This is a genomic window from Cronobacter sakazakii (assembly GCF_000982825.1).
In the GTDB taxonomy this organism is placed as follows: domain Bacteria; phylum Pseudomonadota; class Gammaproteobacteria; order Enterobacterales; family Enterobacteriaceae; genus Cronobacter; species Cronobacter sakazakii.
Map to the genome: position 1 here is coordinate 4,381,994 of NZ_CP011047.1, position 21,050 is coordinate 4,403,043.

At 57.2% G+C, this 21,050-nt stretch carries 23 protein-coding genes and 1 pseudogene; 11 read left to right on the forward strand and 13 right to left on the reverse strand.

Annotated elements, in window-relative coordinates; genetic code table 11:
* The first annotated feature begins 170 nt into the window (after nt 1–170).
* Nucleotides 171–323, forward strand: a complete 153-nt coding sequence (locus tag CSK29544_RS20750; protein ID WP_029039065.1) for a Hok/Gef family protein — start codon at nt 171–173, stop codon at nt 321–323.
* A gap of 94 nt (nt 324–417) precedes the next feature.
* On the opposite strand, the gene zapE is transcribed toward CSK29544_RS20750, so the two are convergent.
* The 4 genes from zapE to CSK29544_RS20765 all read right to left on the reverse strand — a co-directional run bounded on the left by zapE (nt 418) and on the right by CSK29544_RS20765 (nt 4,148).
* Complete coding sequence (gene zapE / locus CSK29544_RS20755; protein ID WP_029039064.1) at nt 418–1,446, reverse strand: cell division protein ZapE; 1,029 nt, start codon at nt 1,444–1,446, stop codon at nt 418–420.
* A gap of 133 nt (nt 1,447–1,579) precedes the next feature.
* A complete protein-coding gene (gene lpxP, locus CSK29544_RS20760) occupies nt 1,580–2,503 on the reverse strand; it encodes a kdo(2)-lipid IV(A) palmitoleoyltransferase (RefSeq protein WP_007898772.1) in 924 nt (307 codons plus the stop codon).
* A 604-nt stretch (nt 2,504–3,107) separates the two neighbouring features.
* Nucleotides 3,108–3,275, reverse strand: a complete 168-nt coding sequence (locus CSK29544_RS24660; protein ID WP_004385700.1) for a hypothetical protein — start codon at nt 3,273–3,275, stop codon at nt 3,108–3,110.
* A 117-nt stretch (nt 3,276–3,392) separates the two neighbouring features.
* The gene (locus CSK29544_RS20765; protein ID WP_007898785.1) at nt 3,393–4,148 is read right to left on the reverse strand and encodes a DeoR/GlpR family DNA-binding transcription regulator; all 756 of its coding nucleotides are present in this window, start codon (nt 4,146–4,148) and stop codon (nt 3,393–3,395) included.
* A gap of 83 nt (nt 4,149–4,231) precedes the next feature.
* Here CSK29544_RS20765 and CSK29544_RS20770 point away from each other — a divergent pair, with 83 nt between their 5' ends.
* Nucleotides 4,232–4,816 carry an NUDIX hydrolase gene (locus CSK29544_RS20770; protein WP_007865055.1) on the forward strand — a complete coding sequence of 195 codons (585 nt, stop codon included), beginning with the start codon at nt 4,232–4,234 and terminating at the stop codon, nt 4,814–4,816.
* A 10-nt stretch (nt 4,817–4,826) separates the two neighbouring features.
* Complete coding sequence (locus CSK29544_RS20775; protein WP_029039063.1) at nt 4,827–5,186, forward strand: NUDIX hydrolase; 360 nt, start codon at nt 4,827–4,829, stop codon at nt 5,184–5,186.
* A gap of 58 nt (nt 5,187–5,244) precedes the next feature.
* Here CSK29544_RS20775 and CSK29544_RS20780 read toward each other — a convergent pair whose 3' ends face one another.
* Together CSK29544_RS20780 and CSK29544_RS20785 are read right to left on the reverse strand one after the other, a co-directional pair.
* Entirely contained in the window at nt 5,245–6,462 is a 1,218-nt protein-coding gene (locus CSK29544_RS20780; protein WP_007865048.1) for an EAL and HDOD domain-containing protein, read from the reverse strand.
* A 303-nt stretch (nt 6,463–6,765) separates the two neighbouring features.
* Complete coding sequence (locus CSK29544_RS20785; RefSeq protein ID WP_029039062.1) at nt 6,766–7,215, reverse strand: hypothetical protein; 450 nt, start codon at nt 7,213–7,215, stop codon at nt 6,766–6,768.
* 529 nt (nt 7,216–7,744) lie between these two features.
* On the opposite strand from CSK29544_RS20785, the gene CSK29544_RS20790 reads away from it, so the two are divergent.
* The 3 genes from CSK29544_RS20790 to CSK29544_RS20800 all read left to right on the forward strand — a co-directional run bounded on the left by CSK29544_RS20790 (nt 7,745) and on the right by CSK29544_RS20800 (nt 11,085).
* Entirely contained in the window at nt 7,745–8,368 is a 624-nt protein-coding gene (locus tag CSK29544_RS20790) for a carbonic anhydrase (protein WP_007898790.1), read from the forward strand.
* Between the two features lie 2 nt (nt 8,369–8,370).
* Nucleotides 8,371–9,834, forward strand: a complete 1,464-nt coding sequence (locus CSK29544_RS20795; protein ID WP_029039061.1) for a SulP family inorganic anion transporter — start codon at nt 8,371–8,373, stop codon at nt 9,832–9,834.
* 147 nt (nt 9,835–9,981) lie between these two features.
* Nucleotides 9,982–11,085: an AI-2E family transporter gene (locus CSK29544_RS20800; RefSeq protein ID WP_007898795.1), complete on the forward strand. Its 1,104-nt coding sequence runs from the start codon at nt 9,982–9,984 to the stop codon at nt 11,083–11,085.
* A 53-nt stretch (nt 11,086–11,138) separates the two neighbouring features.
* Here the strand turns inward: CSK29544_RS20800 and CSK29544_RS20805 are convergent, their stop codons facing one another.
* Nucleotides 11,139–12,074 carry a LysR family transcriptional regulator gene (locus tag CSK29544_RS20805; protein WP_007898797.1) on the reverse strand — a complete coding sequence of 312 codons (936 nt, stop codon included), beginning with the start codon at nt 12,072–12,074 and terminating at the stop codon, nt 11,139–11,141.
* Nucleotides 12,075–12,172: 98 nt separating this feature from the next.
* Between CSK29544_RS20805 and CSK29544_RS20810 the strand changes: the two genes are divergently transcribed.
* Nucleotides 12,173–12,607, forward strand: a complete 435-nt coding sequence (locus CSK29544_RS20810; protein WP_004387051.1) for a DMT family transporter — start codon at nt 12,173–12,175, stop codon at nt 12,605–12,607.
* A 9-nt stretch (nt 12,608–12,616) separates the two neighbouring features.
* A complete protein-coding gene (locus CSK29544_RS20815) occupies nt 12,617–13,084 on the forward strand; it encodes a DMT family transporter (RefSeq protein ID WP_007898799.1) in 468 nt (155 codons plus the stop codon).
* Here the strand turns inward: CSK29544_RS20815 and CSK29544_RS20820 are convergent.
* A complete protein-coding gene (locus CSK29544_RS20820) occupies nt 13,062–13,934 on the reverse strand; it encodes a LysR family transcriptional regulator (protein WP_007898801.1) in 873 nt (290 codons plus the stop codon). The genes CSK29544_RS20815 and CSK29544_RS20820 overlap by 23 nt on opposite strands.
* A gap of 99 nt (nt 13,935–14,033) precedes the next feature.
* Between CSK29544_RS20820 and CSK29544_RS20825 the strand changes: the two genes are divergently transcribed.
* Together CSK29544_RS20825 and CSK29544_RS20830 are read left to right on the forward strand one after the other, a co-directional pair.
* On the forward strand, nt 14,034–14,540 hold the full coding sequence (locus tag CSK29544_RS20825; RefSeq protein ID WP_004387054.1) for a phenolic acid decarboxylase: 507 nt from the start codon (nt 14,034–14,036) through the stop codon (nt 14,538–14,540).
* A gap of 150 nt (nt 14,541–14,690) precedes the next feature.
* Nucleotides 14,691–16,517: pseudogene (locus CSK29544_RS20830) on the forward strand (glycoside hydrolase family 15 protein).
* Nucleotides 16,518–16,564: 47 nt separating this feature from the next.
* On the opposite strand, the gene CSK29544_RS20835 reads toward CSK29544_RS20830, so the two are convergent.
* Nucleotides 16,565–16,870, reverse strand: coding sequence for a putative T6SS immunity periplasmic lipoprotein (locus tag CSK29544_RS20835; RefSeq protein ID WP_372584595.1), 306 nt, complete (start codon nt 16,868–16,870; stop codon nt 16,565–16,567).
* A gap of 57 nt (nt 16,871–16,927) precedes the next feature.
* Here CSK29544_RS20835 and CSK29544_RS20840 point away from each other — a divergent pair.
* Nucleotides 16,928–17,625 (forward strand): IS1-like element IS1B family transposase gene (locus CSK29544_RS20840; protein WP_095033700.1). Its coding sequence is split into 2 segments (ribosomal slippage): nt 16,928–17,177 and nt 17,177–17,625, totalling 699 coding nucleotides; the frame shifts between segments, so codons are not numbered across the junction.
* Between the two features lie 23 nt (nt 17,626–17,648).
* Here the strand turns inward: CSK29544_RS20840 and CSK29544_RS24425 are convergent.
* From CSK29544_RS24425 to CSK29544_RS20860, 4 genes are all read right to left on the reverse strand, one after another.
* The gene (locus CSK29544_RS24425; RefSeq protein ID WP_234006419.1) at nt 17,649–18,236 is read right to left on the reverse strand and encodes a vgr related protein; all 588 of its coding nucleotides are present in this window, start codon (nt 18,234–18,236) and stop codon (nt 17,649–17,651) included.
* A 122-nt stretch (nt 18,237–18,358) separates the two neighbouring features.
* A complete protein-coding gene (locus CSK29544_RS20850) occupies nt 18,359–19,162 on the reverse strand; it encodes a MetQ/NlpA family ABC transporter substrate-binding protein (protein ID WP_004387056.1) in 804 nt (267 codons plus the stop codon).
* Nucleotides 19,163–19,183: 21 nt separating this feature from the next.
* Entirely contained in the window at nt 19,184–19,852 is a 669-nt protein-coding gene (locus CSK29544_RS20855; protein WP_004387057.1) for a methionine ABC transporter permease, read from the reverse strand.
* The gene (locus tag CSK29544_RS20860) at nt 19,845–20,867 is read right to left on the reverse strand and encodes a methionine ABC transporter ATP-binding protein (RefSeq protein ID WP_007887807.1); all 1,023 of its coding nucleotides are present in this window, start codon (nt 20,865–20,867) and stop codon (nt 19,845–19,847) included. Before CSK29544_RS20860 ends, CSK29544_RS20855 begins: the two co-directional genes overlap by 8 nt.
* Between the last annotated feature and the right edge of the window lie 183 nt (nt 20,868–21,050).

Below are 21,050 nucleotides of genomic sequence, written 5' to 3' on the forward strand. Positions count from 1 at the left end.
AAAGAAGCGTATTATTCGCGGCGGGTGCCTGAGGCTTTCTGGTTTCAGGCATTATGCAGGTTCTGGAAAGATGAAGGCCCCGAGTTAATTACCTTAACCCGAGGCCGACACATGAACCCGAACAGTTCATATGTTAGCCTCTTACTCGCCTTTCGGCAAGGAGAATGGCTATGAAGGACAATACTTTTATCTGGTGCATTATTATTGTTTGTGTGACGGTAATAATGTTCACCACCCTTTCACGGGAAACGCTTTGCGAGCTGCGCTTGCGGGGCGCGGGTATGGAGATTGTCGCTTCACTGGCTTGTAAACCCAGAGAGTAAGCGTCTGACGCGGGGAGCCATCCCCGCGATTTGACTGGCGGATTTATGCCTTCAGGCACCCTTATTTATTATTTACTGACGCGTATTAATTCTATTAGCCGGTAACAGGATCTTGTATTACCCGTAATTGCGCCAGACGACTGGCGGTGCGTCCAATATCGTCAAGCGCAACGGCATCAGTAATTTCAGCGACCGAATTCGCGCTCGAAATAAATAACTGCCGCTGCTTATCATAAAGCACATCAATAAGATTAATAAACCGCTGCGCCGCCGCCGGGCTAACGCGCGAAAGCCGCGGCACATCATCAATAAACCAGCAGGAATACGTTTCACACAGCGTTAAATAATCCATGACCGCCGTCGGCGCTTCACATATTCCCGCAAAGGTGAAATGCAGCAGATGGCCCGGCGGTGATGCGGCATAAAAGGTGTGATAACCGGCCGTGACCGCAAATTCACCGTGCGCCACCGCAAGCCCGTGCGCCGCACGCTGGTCAGGCGTGCCTGGCTGCAGCCACGCGCCCTTGCTGAACAGCCCGGCGTCGCTGCCCGCCTCAAGGCGGTAATCGCGCTCGCCGTTAAGGGCGAAAATCGTCATCTCTCGCTCGATAAGCGCGATGGAAGGCACAAACAGCTCATGGTAGAGCGGGTGTGAAAGCAACTCTCGCGGCGAATAATTGGAGGTCAGGATCAGCGTAATTTTCATCGCCTGCGCCACTTCTAACAGCTTTTTCGCGAGCATCGCATCGCCCGGATCGTGCAGGTGGAATTCGTCAAAGCAGAGCAACCGCGCGTCGCCTAACTGCGCGCGCAGCGCCTGCTCCAGCGATTTATCCACCATGCGCTGATGGAGTTCGCGAAAGAAGTCATGGAAGTGCGCGCGTTTTTTCGCCGCGAGCGGCAGCGAGGCAAAGAAGTTATCAACAATAAAGCTTTTGCCGCGCCCCGGCCTGCCCCAGACATACAACCCGGCAAACCGCGCGTGGCCCGCCAGCAGCGGCGCGGCGAGGCTATCGAGTTCGCTGATAAGCCGCGTCTGGTCGCTATCAAGGCGCAGCGCTTTTTGCTGCGTCAGCATTTGCATGGTTTCGCGAAACGAAAAGGGGGCGGCAATCCGGGCCATCGCGGCAGCTCCATATGTAAACAAAATGTTATTAACCCACACTCCGCGTGTTTTTTCAAAAAGCGCCGCACGATCTCTCAAAGAGACGCAAAAAAAGCCCCGCACGGCGCGGGGCTTTCTGTGAAAACGCGTATCAGGTATAGAGCGACGCTTCGCCCGCCGGGCGGGTTTTGAATCGGCGGTGTATCCAGAGATACTGCTCCGGCGCGCGCAGGATTTCGCGCTCAATCACTTTGTTCATGTAGCACGCCGCGGCGGCTTCATCTTCACGCGGGTAGCCCTGAAGCTCCGGCTGAATAATCAGTTTATAGCCGCTGGCGTCGGGGTTGCGGATCATCACAATGGTCAGCATCGCCGCGTTGCTCAGGCGCGAGAGCACAAACGTTCCGCGCGTGGTGGCGGCGTCGTTTACCGCAAACAGCGGCGCAAAGGTGCTGCCGCGCGGGCCGTAATCCTGGTCCGGCGCAAACCAGACCGCTTCGCCCTGCTTCAGCGCGTTGACCATGCCTTTGAGATCTTTACGGTCGATCATCGCTTTGTTAGAGCGCATACGCCCTTTGGTCTGCGCCCACTGCATCGCTTTGTTGTTGTGTGGACGGTACATCGCCATCATCGGCTTGCACAGGCCCATCACGCGCCCGCCAAGCTCCAGCGACATAAAGTGCACGCCAATCACGATAACGCCGCGCCCCTGCGCGCTCGCCTGATGCAGGTGATGCAGCCCTTCGACGTTAAACCATTTTTTAATGCGCGCGTCCGACCAGAACCAGGCCATGCCGGTTTCCAGCAAAGCCATGCCGAGCGACAGGAAGTTTTCCTGAATCAGCTGCTCTTTTTGCGCCTCGCTGAAATTCGGGAAACAGAGTTCGAGATTGCGGCGCAGGATTTTCTCACGACGCTTCAGAAAGCGGCGCGAGTTGCGGCCAAGGAATGCGCCAAGGCGCATCAGCAGCGGGTGCGGCATTTGCACCAGCAGCCACAGCAGGCCAAGACCAAACCAGGTAAACCAGTAGCGCGGATGCAGCAGCGCACGGGAAAAAGGCGTGACGTGATTCATAAAGCCCCTTTATGCACAGAGATGTATCGCATAAAGAAGCCGTTCCGTAAGCGGTACAAACCAGACAGACAATCATTCAGCAGGGATACAGCCTTCCTGCTACCTAATAATATGGAGGAAAAAAATAAACCCGTGCCGGTGAGGCTTTCGGTTTTAATTACAGCCGTTTCAGGATGTGAATAAAAAGTGGTCTTTCCATAAACGCTGAAACATTCCGTCGTATTATTCGACATTTCCTGACAACAACAGCGCCATGACGCTGTCATTAAAAAGATTATCCCACTAATAATAACAACCTTCATTAACGAAAATTCGTTCCGGCCATCAGATGAGTCTGCAACCAGAATCCTGCATTACCTTGTGTTTAAAGCAATTATTCACACAACACGGCGTTAACCCGGGTAGTTTTAACCACAGTAATGAGGCTAAGCATCAGAGTGAGGCTTTTGCGCGCGGAAAGATAGCGTAATTTTGTAAAGAATGCGATGGAATTATGGAGGTAAGGTAAAAAGAAACTTTTTAGGATTATTACTGTCGCTATTTACTTTTTAAACGAAATATTCCTTACCGCCGGGTATTATTTCCCGGCGCGCGTTGAGAGTGATTAAAAGTAGTGCTTTAAACCATAAATCGCCCAGTAAATCGCAGAGGCGCCCAGATAAATCCAGCACCCCCAGTACGCGAGCGGCTCGCGGTCACTTTTTGCCCTTGGTAAAAAGGCAAACAGATAACTGGCCGCAGCGATAAGTGAAATAAAATAGAAAAACTTCATACTGCCCCTCCTGAAATTATCCGCATAACCGTTTTAATACGCGCATATTCTCAGGATAGACAGCTTTGGCCGATCATGCGCAATTTCCGTCGGGTTCGTTCTGGTGACGCCGGCGGGCTACGCCCTGACAACCGTCACGCCCAGGTTTTCAAAAGGCGCGAGCAGGCTGTCAGCGGTATCGCCCTCGACAACCAGCGTGTTTACCAGCGACATATCGCCAATGCAGAACGCCGAGGCGGCGTTCAGCTTTTCCCGCGAGGCCATCACGACCGTTTCCGCCGCGCGCGAGGCCAGCGCGCGCTTCACGCACGCCTCTTCGTAATCGCCAGTGCTGAGGCCCGCTTCGGCGTGTACGCCGGTGACACCCAAAAAGAACAGGTCGGCGCGCAGATGGCTCATGGCTTCAATGGCCGCCGCCCCCACCGAGACTATGGAATGTTTAAACAGCCGTCCGCCGATGAGGATCACTTCAATGCACGGATGTTCCACCAGTTGCAGCGCGATGCCGGGGCTGTGGGTGATCACCGTAATGGCGAGGTCCGGCGGCAGGCATTTCACCAGCTCGCCGGTCGTAGTGCCGCCGTCGAGCATCACGATCTGCCCCGGTTCAATCAGCGCGGCGGCGCGGCGCGCGACCGCCCGCTTGGAGTCTATCGAAAGCTGGCTGCGCCCGGCGTAATCCACCACCGCCGCCGAAGCGGGCAACGCCCCGCCGTGGACGCGTTGCAGGCGGCCTTCGGCAGAAAGCTCGCGCAGATCGCGGCGGATCGTATCTTCGGAGACGTTAAACCACTCGCTGAGCGCGCGGGACTGCACCTGCCCTTCCGCCGCCAGCTTTTCCAGAATGAGCTTCTTACGTTGTGACGTCAGCATACCGGTTTCCTGTTGCACGAATTTTCTTGACCATGCACGAACATGCACGTTATGTTGCCAATCCTACCTGTGGAGACGTCATCATGCCATCTGTTCGTGAAAAAGTACGCATTGTCGAAACGCAAACCCTGTCTGACGACTGGTATGTGCTGAAAAAATATACCTTTGATTACCAGCGCCGTGACGGCCAGTGGCAGCGCCAGAGCCGCGAAGCCTACGACCGCGGCAACGGCGCGACGATTCTGCTCTATAACCGCGCCGAGCGCTGCGTCATTCTCACCCGCCAGTTCCGCCTGCCGGTCTTTCTTAACGGCTACGACAACGTACTGACCGAAACGGCGGCGGGCCTGCTGGATGAAGCGGAACCGGAAGTGCGTATTCGGGCCGAAGCCGAAGAAGAGACCGGTTATCTGGTGGATAACGTCGAGAAAGTGTTTGAAGCCTATATGAGCCCCGGCTCCGTCACCGAAAAACTCTATTTCTTCATCGGCGAATACGATCCGGCGCGGCGGCGCGGCGCGGGCGGCGGCGTCGCGCAAGAAGGCGAAGATATCGAAGTGGTCAAAATGCCCATCGATGACGCCCTGCGCGCGGTGCGTGAGGGTGAGATTGTCGATGCCAAAACCATCATGCTGCTGCAGTACGCGGCGCTGAACGCGATAGTGTAAGGAGAAAACCATGAGCAAAATGATTCTGGTGGCGGGCCCGTGGCGCAGCGGCACCAACGGCGATGAAACCCTGATGCGCCAGAACCTGGCGCGGCTTGAGCAGGCGGCGCTCGTCCTGTTTGAGCGCGGCCACGTGCCGGTGATTGGCGAATGGCTTGCGCTGCCGCTCGCCCAGGCCGCGGGCAGCGAAAAGCCGGGCGATGCGATAAGCGAGCGTTTTTTATACCCGGTCGCGCACCGTCTGGTGGCGAAATGCGACGCGGTGCTGCGCCTGCCGGGCGCGTCCTCGGGGGCTGACCGTGATGTGGAAATCGCCCGCGAGCACGGGCTTGAGGTTTACTTTTCGCTGGCGGACGTGCCGCAGGGATAATGCACGATATTGCACATCTGGCACCACAACCGGGCAAAAACCGGCAGCGGTGCCAGCGTTAGATTATCCGATCGCCCCACTCCACCGCATCGAGGAAGAGTTTCGTCACCTGCGCTTCGCTCAAATTAAGCTGCTTCATGCCCTGCGAAACCCCCTGCCAGTGGTTCTGCTCATAGCCTTCATAAAGATTCAGCAGCGCGCCGAGCGTGCCACTGCGGTTTAAGAGCGCCTCGCGCACCACCGCAGGCACGGTGATTTGCTCAATCAGTACCGCCATCGGTACGCCGAGGATAATATCCAGCCGCGAAAACAGCCCGGCAATAAAGGCATCGTTTTCATTAATATCGGCCCCCGTGTGCGCCACGGCTTTTTCGCAGAAGCGCCCACAGGCGAGGCTGTAGTTAAACAGCTCCGTCACGGCCGGTTCGCTGCTGTGAGTGACCGCCAGTATCGCGATAAACCGGCGCAGCTCGCTTAAGCCTAAGAAATAGAGAATATTGCGAAACGGCAGCACATCCGCGTTGGCGTGGTGATTTATCTTATATTTGATGTTATTAACATAGCGCATCAACTTATACGTAATCGCCACATCGCGGCTGATCAACTCTTCTATTTTGCGCATATCCGGGTCAGCCGAGACCACTTCATTGAGCAGTTGCAGAATAAACATCTGCTGCTCCGGCAGTTTTCGGGTTTTAATCATTTCCGGCTCGCCATAAAAATAGCCCTGGAAACGCTGGAAACCCATCTCTTTGTAAAGGGTAAACTGCTCGCGAGTTTCGACTTTTTCCGCCAGTAATTTCCGCTGGCTGATATTATTCGCGCGGATAAAGGCGGCAATTTCCTGTGGTGTTGACGCCTGAATATCGAACTTAATGACCGTCACATAGGGCAGGAAATTGGCCCACGCGTCGCTAAGGCGAAAGTTATCCAGCGCGAAACGAAACCCTTTGTAGTACATCTCCCGCACCATTTTTAACAGCTCAGGTTCCGGGGCCGCATTCTGGTGAATTTCGATGACGACTTTTTCCGCCGGCAGCGTTTGCGCCAGGCCATTGACGATCATCTCATGAGGAAAATTAATATACGACGTATGTTGCCCCACCAGGCGCTGCAGCGGGGTGACAAGGAACTGCTCCGCCAGCAGATGGTTGGTGGCGTATTCTTCCGTCACCAGCGGAAACGTATTAGACAGTCCATTGCGATAAAGCAGCTCATACGCGACAGTATTTAGCGCGGCGTCAAAGATGGGCTGCCTGGCGATAAAGGAATACATATTCACCTCCAGTCTGGTATTTACGTAGCATCCCTGGCGAAAACGCAGTTTACGCTGAACCTCACGGCACGCAGACATTTTTAGCGCGGATTTTATGAAAAATTATGATGATGGTTAAGTTTTATCTTATTCAGAGATTCTGGTCAGCGCAGTGAGCGGCAGATATCGCCGCTTTTTCATTCAATTTGCCAAAATAATCGGTTACTTTCGCTACGATCTTTTTTAGTAGTAATAAACTTTTATTTTTATTTCTTAAAAAAATGCGCTGAGAACCCGCGAAATTTAAGCGGGTTCGCTCCTGGCTCACAGTCCCATCCGAAAGCACATCGCCCAGAGCATGTAGATACCGCCCGTGAGAAGGAGCACCCGGTAGCCCCAGACGACAGCGGACTGATGGCGCATAAACGCGCGCAGCGGCTGGCGGTGCAGATTCGCCGCATTATATTTTTCATGAAATCCGGCCATTTTCGCGACACCCCGCTCGACCAGCGCCGCGAAAAAATTAACCATTAACACCACAATGACCGCCATATAGCCTTTGATAAACCACAGCCCCGCGGTGCGATATTCAGCCGGCAAAAAATGGCCCGATTTTTTTAACTGAATGGCGGCGATACTGAGCGCCACATGGACGCCGAGCAGAATAAGAAAGTGCTTACTCACCGTTTTAAACGGTTTTCTGAGCGTCACAAACCAGAAATAGGCCAGCAGCATTGCGGATGATATCAGCCAGAGGAGGAGATTCCCTGCCATCGGTATTGTCCCTGTTTCACCGTAATTTATCTGTCTACCTTCGCATATTCACCGCGTGATGTCATGGAAGCCTAAGACCAGTCACTCCACGGCGACGCATGAGAAAAAATGTTTTCGGCCGTTTAAATATAAGCAAATGTGATTATTCGGAGTGCTCACTCTGCCGGGATAAAAAAGAGCGGGTCATCGTCAGCGTGCGCCATAACGTTTATGAGAAGATCATTACGCCTCTTTATTGCTATCCGATTTAAAACAATGTGTTACCAGTGACAATTATCATCTCGCTCATCATTTCTCGCTTTATTACCTTTCTGTTTCTGTTATAGCCACTCGCATTTTCTTACCCATTATTTTTAAAACTTTACAAAGCTGATAAACCTTTAAACTTTAATTCCTCTTATAGGATTTTCCTGAGACATAAATATCACTGAACAGTGCTACTTATTAATTTCGTCGTAACGAGTCCACGGAAAACGCCTTTACCGGCAGTCAATATTTGGCTCGTTGGATCCCTCATGGAGACCGCATTTTGACCACCTTAAAACCTCTTCTGGCCAAAAACCGTAGCTGGGCGCAACAGCGTCTTCAACGGGACCCGGATTACTTTGGCAAACACCTTGACCAGCAGCAGCCGCACTCGCTCTGGATTGGCTGCTCCGACAGCCGCGTTCCGGCGGAAGTGCTGACCGGCTCCCACCCCGGCGAACTGTTCGTGCATCGCAATATCGCCAATATGATTAACCCCGACGACGACAATTTTATGAGCGTGCTGCAATACGCGCTCCATTACCTGAAGGTGAAACGCATCGTGGTGTGCGGCCATTACGGCTGCGGCGGCGTGCAGGCGGCGCTGACGCTGCCGCAGATGTCGCTCGCGCAGGAATCCTCATCGCTTGCGCGGCGCATCAGCCACCTGCGCGAGGCGCTCTCAGAGCACATCGCCGGGCGCGACGCGTCGCCGCCGGATGCGCAAACCCTTAATCAACTGGTGGAAGCCAACGTCATCGCTCAGTTTAACCGCCTGGTGCAGACCCGCACGGTGCGCAATATCTGGCGCAGCGGCCAGGAGCTGAACGTTTACGGCTGCGTCTATGACCTGGCGTCCGGCCATCTTGAAATGCTGACGGAACAAACCGGGGAGGAAGCCGTATGAATATGAATACGCTGCGCCAGGATAGCCTGGCGGGGGTGGTTGTCTTTCTCGTGGCGCTGCCGCTCTGCCTCGGCATCGCCCAGGCGAGCGGCCTGCCACCGTTTGTCGGCCTGCTGACGGGTATTATCGGCGGGCTTCTGGTCACGGCCTTAAGTCCGTCGCGCTTCGCGGTCAGCGGCCCCGCCGCGGGTCTCGTGACCATTGTGGTGGCCTCGATTGAAACGCTCGGCTCGTTTTCCGCGTTTCTGCTGGCGCTGGTGCTGGCGGGCGTTCTGCAAATCGTGCTCGGGCTTATCCGCGCCGGACGGTTTATTTCGCTGGTGCCGGGCAGCGTCATTAAAGGGATGCTGGCGGCGATCGGCCTGTTGCTGATTATGCAGCAGATCCCCGTGGCGCTGGGCTCGGCGGATGAAAACAGCCTGCTGGCGGTCTTTCGCGAGGGTTTCACGTTCTCGCCGGTCTCCATCGCGGTGGCCGCCGCCGGGCTGCTGCTGATGGCGCTCTGGGGCTCGCCCGCCATCCGGCGCGTGAAAAGCCTCGCGTGGATGCCCGGCCCGCTGGTGGCGGTGCTGGTGGGTTGCGTCACGACGCTTGTGCTAAGCCGCACGTCGCCCGCGCTGCTTGAGCGCCTGCCGCTTATCACGCTGCCGGAGTTCGCAAGCCTGGGCGCGCTGGTCTCAGAGCTGGAATCGCCCGCCTGGCAGGCGTTTACCAATCCCTCGGTCTATATCGTTGCCGTCACGCTGGCGCTGGTGGCGAGCCTGGAAACGCTGCTGAGCCAGGAGGCGCTGAAAAAACTGCGCCCGCAAAACCCGCCACCGTCGCCGAACCGTGAAATGCTGACGCAGGGCGCGGGCAATCTGCTGGCCGGTCTCGTGGGTGCGATGCCGATCACCGCAGTCATTGTGCGCAGTTCCGTGAACGTCAGCACCGGCGCGCAGACTAAACTGTCGATTTTCATTCACGGCGCGCTGCTGCTTATCTGCGTGCTGTGGTTTCGCGAGGTGTTGATGACCATTCCGCTGGCGAGCCTCGCGGCGGTATTGCTCTACACCGGCTATAAACTCGCCACGCCGCGCCTGTTCGTCGAGCAGTTCCGCGCAGGCGCGCAGCAATACGTGCCGTTTCTCGCCACCATTATCGGCATTATCGCGTTTGGTATGCTCGCCGGGATCGGCATCGGGCTGGTGGCCCAGATAGCGCTGAGCCTGTGGCACAGCCATCGCAACGCGCTGCAACTGGCGCGCTATGACGATCACTATGTGCTGCGCATCCACCAGAATCTGACGTTTATGCATAACCCGCGCCTGCAGGCGCTGCTGGATAAAATCCCGGAGAAGAGCGTGGTGATTGCCGAGCATGATAACGCCGACTATTTCGACCCGGATGTGAAAGCCGTCCTGAGCGACTTTGCGCAGAATGCGCCGCAGCGCGGCATCCGCCTCACGCAGTGGCCGGTGACCTGACCCTGCCGGGGGCCTTTTTACTGGCCCCCGCCCTTCCTCTTCGCCACTTTTTGCGCCCTTCAGCTACGTTTATAAGACTCTCCGGGATGAAGCCGATGCCGCGACGCTGTAGTATCCGGCTGCTTTTAATGACAATAAGGACGCATCATGAACTCGAAAGAGATGTCCAGGGCCTTTTTTATCCTGATCCTGTTTATCGTTTCGATCCTCTTTTTTAACCTGGTAAAACCGTATCTCTCCGCCGTGCTGTGGGCGGTGATCCTGGCCGTCATCTTCTATCCGATAAAGCGCAGGCTTTGCCACATGATGAACGGGCGCAACAACATCGCCTCGCTTTTGACCGTGGTGCTTATCTGCCTGCTGGTCTTCGTGCCGCTGGCCGTGGTGGCGTCGTCGCTGGTGAGCGAGTTCAACGCCGTTTACAGCGATTTGCAGGCCAATAACACCACGCTTCCCACGCTGCTGGCCGATGTGGTGCGTATCCTGCCGAACTGGGCGCAACGGATGCTGGCGGAAAACCAGCTCGACAACGCGACCGCCATTCAGGAGAAGATCTCCGGCGTGGCGCTCAAGGGCAGCCAGTATGTGGCGGGCAGTATTTTCCTTATCAGCCGCAACACGTTCAGCGTGGTGATTGGCTTCGGCATCATGCTTTACCTGCTGTTTTTCCTGCTGAAGGATGGCTCGCGGCTGGTGTCGGTGGTGCTGAGCGCGGTGCCGCTCTCAGACAAAGTTAAACAGCGGCTGTTCCGCCGCTTTGCCGCCGTGGCGCGCGCCACCGTGAAAGGCACCGTCGTGGTGGCGGTGGTCCAGGGCATTCTGGGCGGCGTGGCGTTTTACTTCGCGGGGATAGGCGCGAGCATTCTCTGGGGCTCGCTGATGGCGTTTCTGTCGCTGGTGCCTGCGGTCGGCGCCGCGCTTATCTGGGTGCCCGCGGTGATTTATCTTTTCACCACCGGGGCGATTATTAAAGCCGTTCTGCTGACCGCCTTTTTCGTGGTGGTGGTAGGCCTTGCCGACAACCTGCTACGCCCGCTGCTGGTGGGTAAAGATATCCGTATGCCCGACTGGCTGATTCTGCTCTCGACACTCGGCGGGCTGGAAGTCTATGGCATTAACGGCTTTGTGGTCGGCCCGCTTATCGCCGCGCTCTTTGTCACCTGCTGGAACACGTTCTCCGCAGGGCCAGGACGCACGCGCGCGTTGCCCGAGAACAAAGAGAACGGCGCTTCAGAGCCAGACGCTCGATAAACCGCCGTAACGCTAAAAAGGCCGCCCCGCGCGGCCTTTTTTATGGGCGCGAGTCAGTCGCGCTGCCAGTAGACCGGCGTGCCGAACACCTCCACAAAGTAGTCGATCGCCGCGCGGACGTTGAGCGGCGGGTGACGCGCGTTCGGGTAGATGGCCGCGATGTGCTGCGCCTCGGTGTTGATCGCCGCCTCATACTCCGGCAGCACTTTCACCAGTTTCCCCTGCGCCAGCCACTCGCCTGTCATCCAGTCCGGGAACAGCACCAGCCCCATGCCGTCGAGCGCGGCCGTCAGCAGCGAATGGGCGTTGTTTGACACCAGCCGCGCGTTCACCGGGTAATGCACCCACGGCTCGCCGGGTTTGCGCGCCAGCCAGCGGTTCGGCCCCGAGGAGCCGCTGTACACCAGGCACTGGTGCGCGTGAAACGCCTCCGGCGAGGCGGGCGCGCCGTAACGCGCCAGATAGCGCGGCGCGGCGGCGAAGTAGTAGCGCTGCTCGCAGAACACGCGGGCGTGAAAGCTCGAATCGGTGAGCGTGCCGATACGCACGATAAGATCGGTGGCGTCGCGGTGCGGGTCGACGTAATCGTCCGTCTGGGTTAAGGCCAGTTGCAGGCGCGGGTAACGCTCCGCAAGCCCGGTCAGCCAGGGCGCGATATGCCGCTGCCCGAAGAACACCGGCGCGTTGATGCGCAGCAGCCCGGACGGCTCAAGCGAGCGGTCCTGAAGCTCGCGCCGCGCCTCGCTGAACTGCTCGGTAATGCCGCGCGCGTACTGCGCGAATAGCCGCCCTGCTTCGGTTGGGATCACCGCGCGGGTGTTGCGGTAGAAAAGCTGCTGGCCAAGCGCCTCTTCAAGCTGGCGGACGGTGCGCGAAATCATCGACGCCGACACGCCCTCCCGGCGCGCCACCGCCGAAAAACTCTGCCCGTCAAAGACGCTGATAAAAAGCTGAAGTGCGCGGATATTCACCGCCCCGCTCTCGTTCATCTGTGCGATTCCTGCAAAGGTGTTTCATCGATCGTAGCGTTTTTTAACGCACCGCGCTCCACTACACTGCGCCGCCTGGCATTTTTTTAAGGATTATCATGCAGCTTTTATTAATAGCGCTCGTGATTGCGGGCGGGATGGGGCTTTCGGTTGAGGCGGGCCTGCTGGGGCCGCTTGGCGGTGAAGTCGGCGATTTCTGGGCGGCGTTCAGCATTTTCGGCGTCGGCGCGGCGCTTACCTTTCTGCTGATGCTGTTTTACAGCCCGCGCAACAGCCCGTCGTTTTTCGCCCAGCCCGGCTGGCAGCTTACCGGCGGCCTGCTTGGCGCGGGGTATGTGGTCATTCTTACCGTCGCCACGCCGGTTATCGGCATCGCCATGACCATGATTGGCATTCTGGCGGGGCAGGTCTTCAAGAGTCTGATTATCGACCATTTCGGGCTGTTCGGCGTTGAGCGCCGCCCGATAGATAAACTGCGCCTGCTGGCGCTGGTGTTTATTCTCGCCGCCCTGGCGCTGGTCGCGCAAAGCTAAGGAACCATAATGACGACAATCATGATTATTCTCGCGATTCTTGGTGGCGCGCTGCTGAGTATTCAGGCGGCGATTAACGGCCAGCTCGGCGGCAAAGTCGGCGTGTTCCGCTGCGCCTTTCTGACATTCTCGGTGGGGGCGCTGGTCTGCGCGCTGCTGATTTTCTTCTTTGAGCCGCCGCATACGACATCGCTGCTCGACGTGCCGAAGTGGCAGCTCACCGGCGCGCTGTGCGGCGTGCCGTATATCGTAATTATGGTGCTGGCGGTGCAGCGCATCGGCACGGCAGTTGCGACGGTAGCGGTGATTTTCGGCCAGCTCGCCATGAGTATGCTTATCGATAATTTCGGCTGGCTCGGCAACGCGGCTATCCCGTTCTCGCTAAGCCGTCTTGGCGCGGTGCTCTGTCTCGCCGTCGCGCTGGCGCTGATTTATCTTGGCAACCGGCGCACCGCTACGCCTCGCACAGACGGCTGAACAGGGCTATCAGCGTGCTGACGGCGGCATCCGGCACCTGTAAATCTTTCTTCACCATCAGATGCAGAGGGGTTGCGCGCCGCGCGCCGTGAGCGAGCGGCAGCGCGCGCAGCAGCCCCTGCGAGAGCGGCCCGGCGATCCGCGCCTCCGGCAGCCAGCCGTACCCCACCTGATGCATCACCGCTTCGATAGCCGCATCCACCGTTGAGAAAACCCACTGCTCCGGCGCGCCGCCGGGGCTTTGGGTTTGCCCGCCCGCAAGCCGGATGCGGGCGAAGCGCCCGAGCGCCTCTTCACCAATCGGCCCCGGCATCTGCGCCAGCGGATGATCGCGGTGCGCCACCGCCACAAAGTTCACGTTCATCAGCCATTCGCCGCGCCCGAGGCTGTCTTCACGGCGCGAGAGCACCAGCAGATCGGCGCTGGAATGCGCGGCGATAACGTCGCTCTGGCTCTCCAGCACTTCAGTCAGTTGCACCTGCGTGGACGGATGCTGGCGCTGAAACTCGCGCAGGATAGCAAACAGCGTCTCGCGCGGAAAAATGTTGTCCACCACCAGATCGATGCGGGTGCGCACGCCGTCGCAAAGCGTCGCGGCATGCGCCTCCACCCAGCTAAAGGCGCTGAGCAGCGGGCGCACCTGCGCCAGCAGCAGTTCGCCTGCGGGCGTCAGCACCGCGCGACGGCCCTGGGTTTCGAGCAGCGCCACGCCGAGCCGCTCCTGTAGCAGCGCCAGGTTGTAACTTACCGACGACTGGCTGCGGTGCGTGCTTTCCGCCGCCCGGGCGAAGCTGCCTTCTTCGACCACTTTGTCCAGTAAAGCCCATTGTTCCAGCGTTGTTTTATGCATAACTCATCGAAATTTTGAATCAATTTTATGCAAAATTAGCGTTATTCATTAAAAAAATAAAGGTCTATGCTTAATTCAACAAAACAAAGGAGGCCAACAATGAGTCACTTCGACAAACACGATTTAAGCGGTTTTGTGGGTAAACATCTGGTCTACACCTACGACAACGGCTGGAACTACGAGCTGTACATTAAAAACGACAACACCATCGACTACCGCATCCACAGCGGCATCGTCGGCAACCGCTGGGTGAAAGATCAGCGCGTTTATATCGTCCGCGTGGGTGAAAACATCTATAAAGTCTCCTGGACCGAACCGACCGGCACCGACGTGAGCCTGATTGCTAACCTCGGCGACCGTCTGTTCCACGGCACGATTTTCTTCCCGCGCTGGGTGATGAACGATCCGAAGAAAACCGTCTGCTTCCAGAACGAGCATATCGAACAGATGGAAGCCTACCGCGAAGCTGGCCCGGCTTACCCGACCGAAGTGATCGACGAATTCGCCACCATCACATTTGTGCGCGACTGCGGCGCCAATGACGAAAGCGTCATCGCCTGCCCGGCAAGCGAACTGCCCGCGGATTTCCCGAACAACCTGCGTTAATCCTGCCCCTTGCGGCCTGCCACCCGGCGGGCCGTTTTTTCACCGCCCTTCTCTGGTCAAACTGTGACCGCGCTCTCATGGTCTACGCTTAAGGCACTACCGTTTCGTCGCAGGTGCCCGCGCCTGTTCAGAGAAAGGATTATCCCGCCTGTGAAAAATAAGACCTACCGCTCCCCCGCGCGCGAGAACGGCTACGCGGGCCTCGGCGATTACGCCGTCATCGGCGAAGGCCGCTCGGTGGCGCTTATCGCGCCGGACGGCGCAATCGACTGGTGGTGCGTGCCGAATCTCGATTCGCCGCCGCTGTTTGACCGCATTCTCGACGCGCCCCTGGGCGGCTACTTCGCGCTGACGCCGGAGGAAGCGTGGGAGATGTCGCGCAGCTATCGCGAGAACAGCAACGTGCTGGAGACGCGCTATAAAACCGCCTCCGGCGAAGTGCTGATTACCGAATCCATCAACAGTACGTTCGCAGGCCGCCTGCCCTGGAGCGAGATGGCGCGCCGCGTTGAAGGCATTAAGGGCCATGTGCGTCTGAACGTGGTTTTTAAGCCCGGCACGCGCGCCCGCACCTGTTCGCCGTGGCTGGATCACGTGCAGGAGAAAACGATTTTCCACCTGGACGATTTAATGGTCGCCGTGCGCTGTACGGATGATGTGCAAACCGACTACTGCGACGATACGGGCATGCGCGGCACGCTCACCACCTCGCCCGGCTCGCGCTCGCTGATAGCGCTGGTGGCGACCGAAAAGGAGCCGCTGGCGGTGCCGCCGCTTGAGAAAATCGACCAGCGCATTGAAACCAGCGACCACGCCTGGCGCGACTGGGCGGAGAATCTCTGCTGGAACGGCCCGTTTGAGCATCACGTGAAGCGCTCGGCGCTGGCGCTCAAATTCCTCTGGTACGCGCCGACCGGGGCGCTGGCGGCATCCGCCACCACGTCACTGCCGGAGGGCATCGGCAAAGAGAAAAATTATGACTACCGCTACGCGTGGGTGCGCGACGCCTGCCTGATTATCAAATCGTTTGTCTATCTGGGATCGCTTGAAGATTGTAAGGCGGCGTTTTCCTAGCTTACCTCGACGATTATCCGCCACGACGGCCATCTGCGCGCCTGCTATACGCTGGAAGGCGGGCTGGTGCCGGAGGAGCGCTACCCGCAGCTCGAAGGCTACCAGGGCACGCAGCCGGTGCGGGTTGGCAATAACGCGCGCGATCAGTTTCAGCCGAGCATGTATGGCGATCTGCTCGGCACCGCGCGGCTGTTCGTTGAGATGGGGCACGTGCTCGATCTCGCCACCTCGCGCCTGCTCGGCCATCTGGCGAACCGCTGCGCCGATCGCTGGCGGCTGCCCGATTCCGGCATCTGGGAGTTGCCCGAAGAGCGTCACTATACGCACTCGAAAATGGCCTGCTGGCTGGCGCTCGATCAGGCCGTGGCGCTGGCGGAGATTGGCCATATCGAGCCGACATGGAAAGGCCGCTGGGCGCGCGAACGCGACCGCATCAGCGAGTGGATTGAAACGCACTGCTGGAGCGAGAGCCGCCAGGCGTACACCTTCTACGCGGGCAGCGAGACGCTCGACGCCGCCATCAGCCTAACCCACTATTATGGCAGCAAAATTAACCGCAAGCGGATGCTATCCACCCTTGAGGCGATTTATCAGGAGCTTGGCCACAACAGCCCGATGCTCTACCGCTATTCGGGCGTCGAGGTGGAAGAGAGCACCTTTGTGGCCTGCGCCTTCTGGCGCGTCGAGGCGCTGGCGGAGCTGAAAAAGCGCGACCAGGCGCAGGAGGAGATGAAAGAGATTCTCGACACCCTGTGTCAGAGCGGCAACGTGCAGATCTTTAACGAGATGTACGACACCCGCACCGGCGGCTGGCGCGGCAACATGCCACTCGGCTTAAGCCATCTGTCGCTTATCTGCGCCGCCAACGCGCTGTCCTGCGACAATCCGGGGCACAGGATGTAAAAAAGCAGGCGGGTGGATTGCTGCCCGCCTGCTGACGCGCTGTGGTTTTATGGCGCAGTAAACTCCGCCGCGTATTTCCGTAATTCCCCCGACGCCGTCATGAGCGTTATCCAGACTTCATAGCGCTCGCCGCGCCTGTATGTGATATTGGGCAGGCAAGTTTTCCAGGCAGGGAAAATTTTATGCGTTTCAGTAAACAGGCCATTGCCGTCTGAAAATGCGGAATAAGTGACGACATCATTTTTTGCCGCGTCGGGAAGCGAGATGCAAATGGCGTTGTCCTGGATCGCCACGTTAGCCGTTTCAGAAAATACCGGCCGATCGGCGCCTGACCACACGCACCCCGCCAGCAGGCGGTGATGCTGCCAACTTACTGATTTAGTGTATGATGGTGTTTTTGAGGTGCTCCAGTGGCTTCTGTTTCTATCAGCTGTCCCTCCTGTTCAGCTACTGACGGGGTGGTGCGTAACGGCAAAAGCACCGCCGGACATCAGCGCTATCTCTGCTCTCACTGCCGTAAAACATGGCAACTGCAGTTCACTTACACCGCTTCTCAACCCGGTACGCACCAGAAAATCATTGATATGGCCATGAATGGCGTTGGATGCCGGGCAACCGCCCGCATTATGGGCGTTGGCCTCAACACGATTTTCCGCCATTTAAAAAACTCAGGCCGCAGTCGGTAACCTCGCGCATACAGCCGGGCAGTGACGTCATCGTCTGCGCGGAAATGGACGAACAGTGGGGATACGTCGGGGCTAAATCGCGCCAGCGCTGGCTGTTTTACGCGTATGACAGGCTCCGGAAGACGGTTGTTGCGCACGTATTCGGTGAACGCACTATGGCGACGCTGGGGCGTCTTATGAGCCTGCTGTCACCCTTTGACGTGGTGATATGGATGACGGATGGCTGGCCGCTGTATGAATCCCGCCTGAAGGGAAAGCTGCACGTAATCAGCAAGCGATATACGCAGCGAATTGAGCGGCATAACCTGAATCTGAGGCAGCACCTGGCACGGCTGGGACGGAAGTCGCTGTCGTTCTCAAAATCGGTGGAGCTGCATGACAAAGTCATCGGGCATTATCTGAACATAAAACACTATCAATAAGTTGGAGTCATTACCCCAGCAGGCTACTCAGCGAAACGATCAATAACGGTTTCATATAAGCTCAGCAATCCGGCGACATCATTAAATGAAAAAGGGTTCAGACATTTTTTTAGCTGCGCCCACTGCCTGACAGAATAGTATTTCAGGACCCAGTAATCTGCGACGATACAGGCCTGCTGTTCCAGCGCGTATGTCTTCAGGCTGCGGCCTCTTTCAAGCGTATAAAAATAGCTCACCGCCCAGGAAAACATACCCCGTAATTTGACGTGATAACCGTGCTGATATTGCCAGACATGCATCATTTCATGCATGAACAGATGCTGTAAACGGAGCGTGCTGCTGGCGAAATTTTCACGATATTCAGAGGGCAGAAAATAGATATCGCCATCAGGCGAAACCGCGGTATGCGCGGTCTGCAGTCCAAAAGGAAACCAGGCTTCGTTATGAATAAAAACGTTCTGGTAATTTATTGAGTTTTTAAAAAGAAGCTTCGCTTCTTTGATTTCGCCTGGCGTTAAATGGCGGGCATTTTCAATTTCCATATCCACTCTCCCTGATGGCGCTTTGGTATGATTTCCGTGCAAATCATAACACCCGCCTTCCTGCGGCACGGCCCGAAGCCTGTGTCAAAATGGACACCCAATACGCTATACCGCCGTCAATTTCCGTCTTTACCCGCGCTCAAAATAAAAAGGGCTGCGCAATGGCAGCCCCTGAGAATAGTTACCGCTAATCAGTTATTCACCGGAATAACCGCGCCTTTATATTTGGTGCGGATCCAGTCCTGAATCTGTTTGGAATGCAGCACGTTGACCAGCGCCACGATATCTTTTTTCTTCTCGTCGCCTTTATGCACCGTGATGATGTTGGCGTACGGGTTGTTCTCGCCGCTTTCCACCGCGATCGGATCTTTCACCGGGTCGAGGCCCGCGTCGATGGCGTAGTTGGCGTTAATCACCACCGCGTCGCCTTCGTCGTTGTTATACATCTGCGGCAGCAGGGAGCCTTCCACGTTCGGCAGGAAGTTGAGCTTTTTCGGGTTCTCGACGATATCGCTGATGCGCGCGTCCACTTTGTTCACGCCCGGCTTCAGCTTGATGACGCCTTCACGCTCGAAAATAGAGAGGATGCGGCCCTCTTCCGCCACGGCGTCACGCATGATGACTTTGCCGCCTTCCGGCAGATCTTTCAGGGATTTGTATTTTTTGGAGTAGATGCCGATAGGCTCGATGTGAATCGCGCCCGCGCTCACGAAATCATAGGTTTTATCGTCAGCGTGATCTTTCAGCACGCTGTTCAGATACGGGATGTGCTGGAAATAGTTCGCGTCGATGTCGCGGCTCGCCAGCGCCGTGTTCGGCAGGATGTAATCCTGGAACGGGCGGATTTCCAGATCGATGCCCTGCTTAGCCAGAATCGGCTTCGCCTGCTCCAGAATTTCCGCGTGCGGCACGTTGGACGCGCCCACGGTCAGGGTGTCGGCCCAGGCGGAAACGCTCAGGGTGGCGGCGGCAATCAGCGTCAGTACTCTTTTCATGATGTGTGTTCTCTGTTGTTGTTAGCGTTTATCTAAATAAGAGGTTAAGGCGTCACCGATGAACTGAATGATGAAGACGATCACCAGTATCGCGACCGTCGCCACCAGCGTGACGTCGTTATGGTTACGCTGGAATCCTTCCAGATAAGCGAGATTTCCAAGCCCGCCTGCGCCAATCACCCCGGCCATCGCGCTGTAGCTCACCAGCGCAATCAGGGTGACGGTAATTCCCGACACCAGCGCCGGGGACGATTCCGGCAGCAGTACGCGGAAAATCAGCGTGCTCATGCGCGCGCCCATCGAGCGGGTGGCTTCAATCACGCCTTTATCGACTTCGCGCAGGCCAATCTCCACCAGACGCGCGTAGAACGGCGCGGCCCCGACAATCAGCGCCGGCAGCGCGGCGTTCGCGCCGAGAATGGTGCCGATAATCGTTTTGGTAAACGGGATCAGCAGCACTATCAAGATAATGAACGGGATGGAACGGAACACGTTCACCACGATGGAGATAACGCCATAGACCAGACGGTTTTCAAACAGCCCGCCGCGCGCCGTTAAGAACAGCGCCAGCCCCAGCACAATACCGAGCACAAAGGTGGCGACGCCCGAGAGCGCGGTCATGTAGAGCGTCTCCTGGGTGGCGGCCAGGAGTTGGTCAATCTTCAGATGGGGAAACAGGGATTCAAGCATGTTTGATAACCTCGCAGTGGATCTCATGCAGGCGTAAATCGGCGAGGATATTCTCAAGCTGTTCCGGCGTCGCCACCACATGCAGCCAGAGCTGACCAAACACGCCGTGGGCGGTCTGGGTCATTTTGCCGTGCAGAATATTAAAAGGCAGGCCGTAGCGCAGCGTCAGCTCGCCTACGACCGGCTGGTGCGTGCTGTGCCCGACAAACGTCAGTTTGATCACCGCGCCGTTAAGCTCGCCCGCAAGCGTCGGATCGAACGCGTCGTCGGCCCCTTCCTGGCTAATCTGGCGCACAAACTGGCGTGTAATGGGCTGCTGCGGATGGGTGAAGACCTGCAACACGTCGCCCTCTTCCACCACGCGGCCGTTTTCCATCACCGCCACGCGATCGCAAATCTTGCGCACCACGTGCATCTCATGGGTGATCAGCACAATGGTGAGCCCGAAGCGGCGGTTGATGTCCTGGAGCAGATCGAGGATTTGATCGGTGGTTTGCGGGTCGAGCGCCGAGGTGGCTTCGTCGCACAGCAACACATCCGGGCGGTTGGCGAGCGCGCGGGCGATGCCGACGCGCTGTTTCTGCCCGCCGGACAGGCGCGACGGATAAGCGTTTTCGCGGCCCTTCAGCCCGACCAGATCGATAAGCTCCGCCACGCGGGTTTTGATTTCCGCTTTCGGCACGCCCGCGATTTGCATCGAAAAGGCGATGTTTTCGCTGACGGTACGCGACCAGAGCAGATTAAAGTGCTGGAACACCATGCTGATTTTCAGGCGTGCCTGACGAAGCGATTCGCCGCGCGCGGCGGAAATCTCTTTACCCGCCACGGTCACGCTGCCGGACGTCGGTTTTTCGAGGCCGTTTAACAGGCGAATCAGGGTGCTTTTCCCCGCGCCGCTATAGCCGATGATGCCGTAGATTTGTCCCCGCTCGACTTCCAGGTTGACGTCATCTACCGCCGTAATGGTGTCCTTACCCTGATGAAACAGCTTCGAGATGTTCCTTAAAACTATCATAAGGTTTTACTTTCCTTCAGCGGCGCGCGAGGCGCAGGCTTTCTGACTTTCAGGCTTATCCTGGAGGAATATACCGAAAGGCCTGAATGTAAACATGAATAAAAGAGAATGTTATATAACAGATGATTCTAAACCGCACGACAAAGCGTTGAGCCACACAAGTAAAGCCCGTAACCCTCTGTA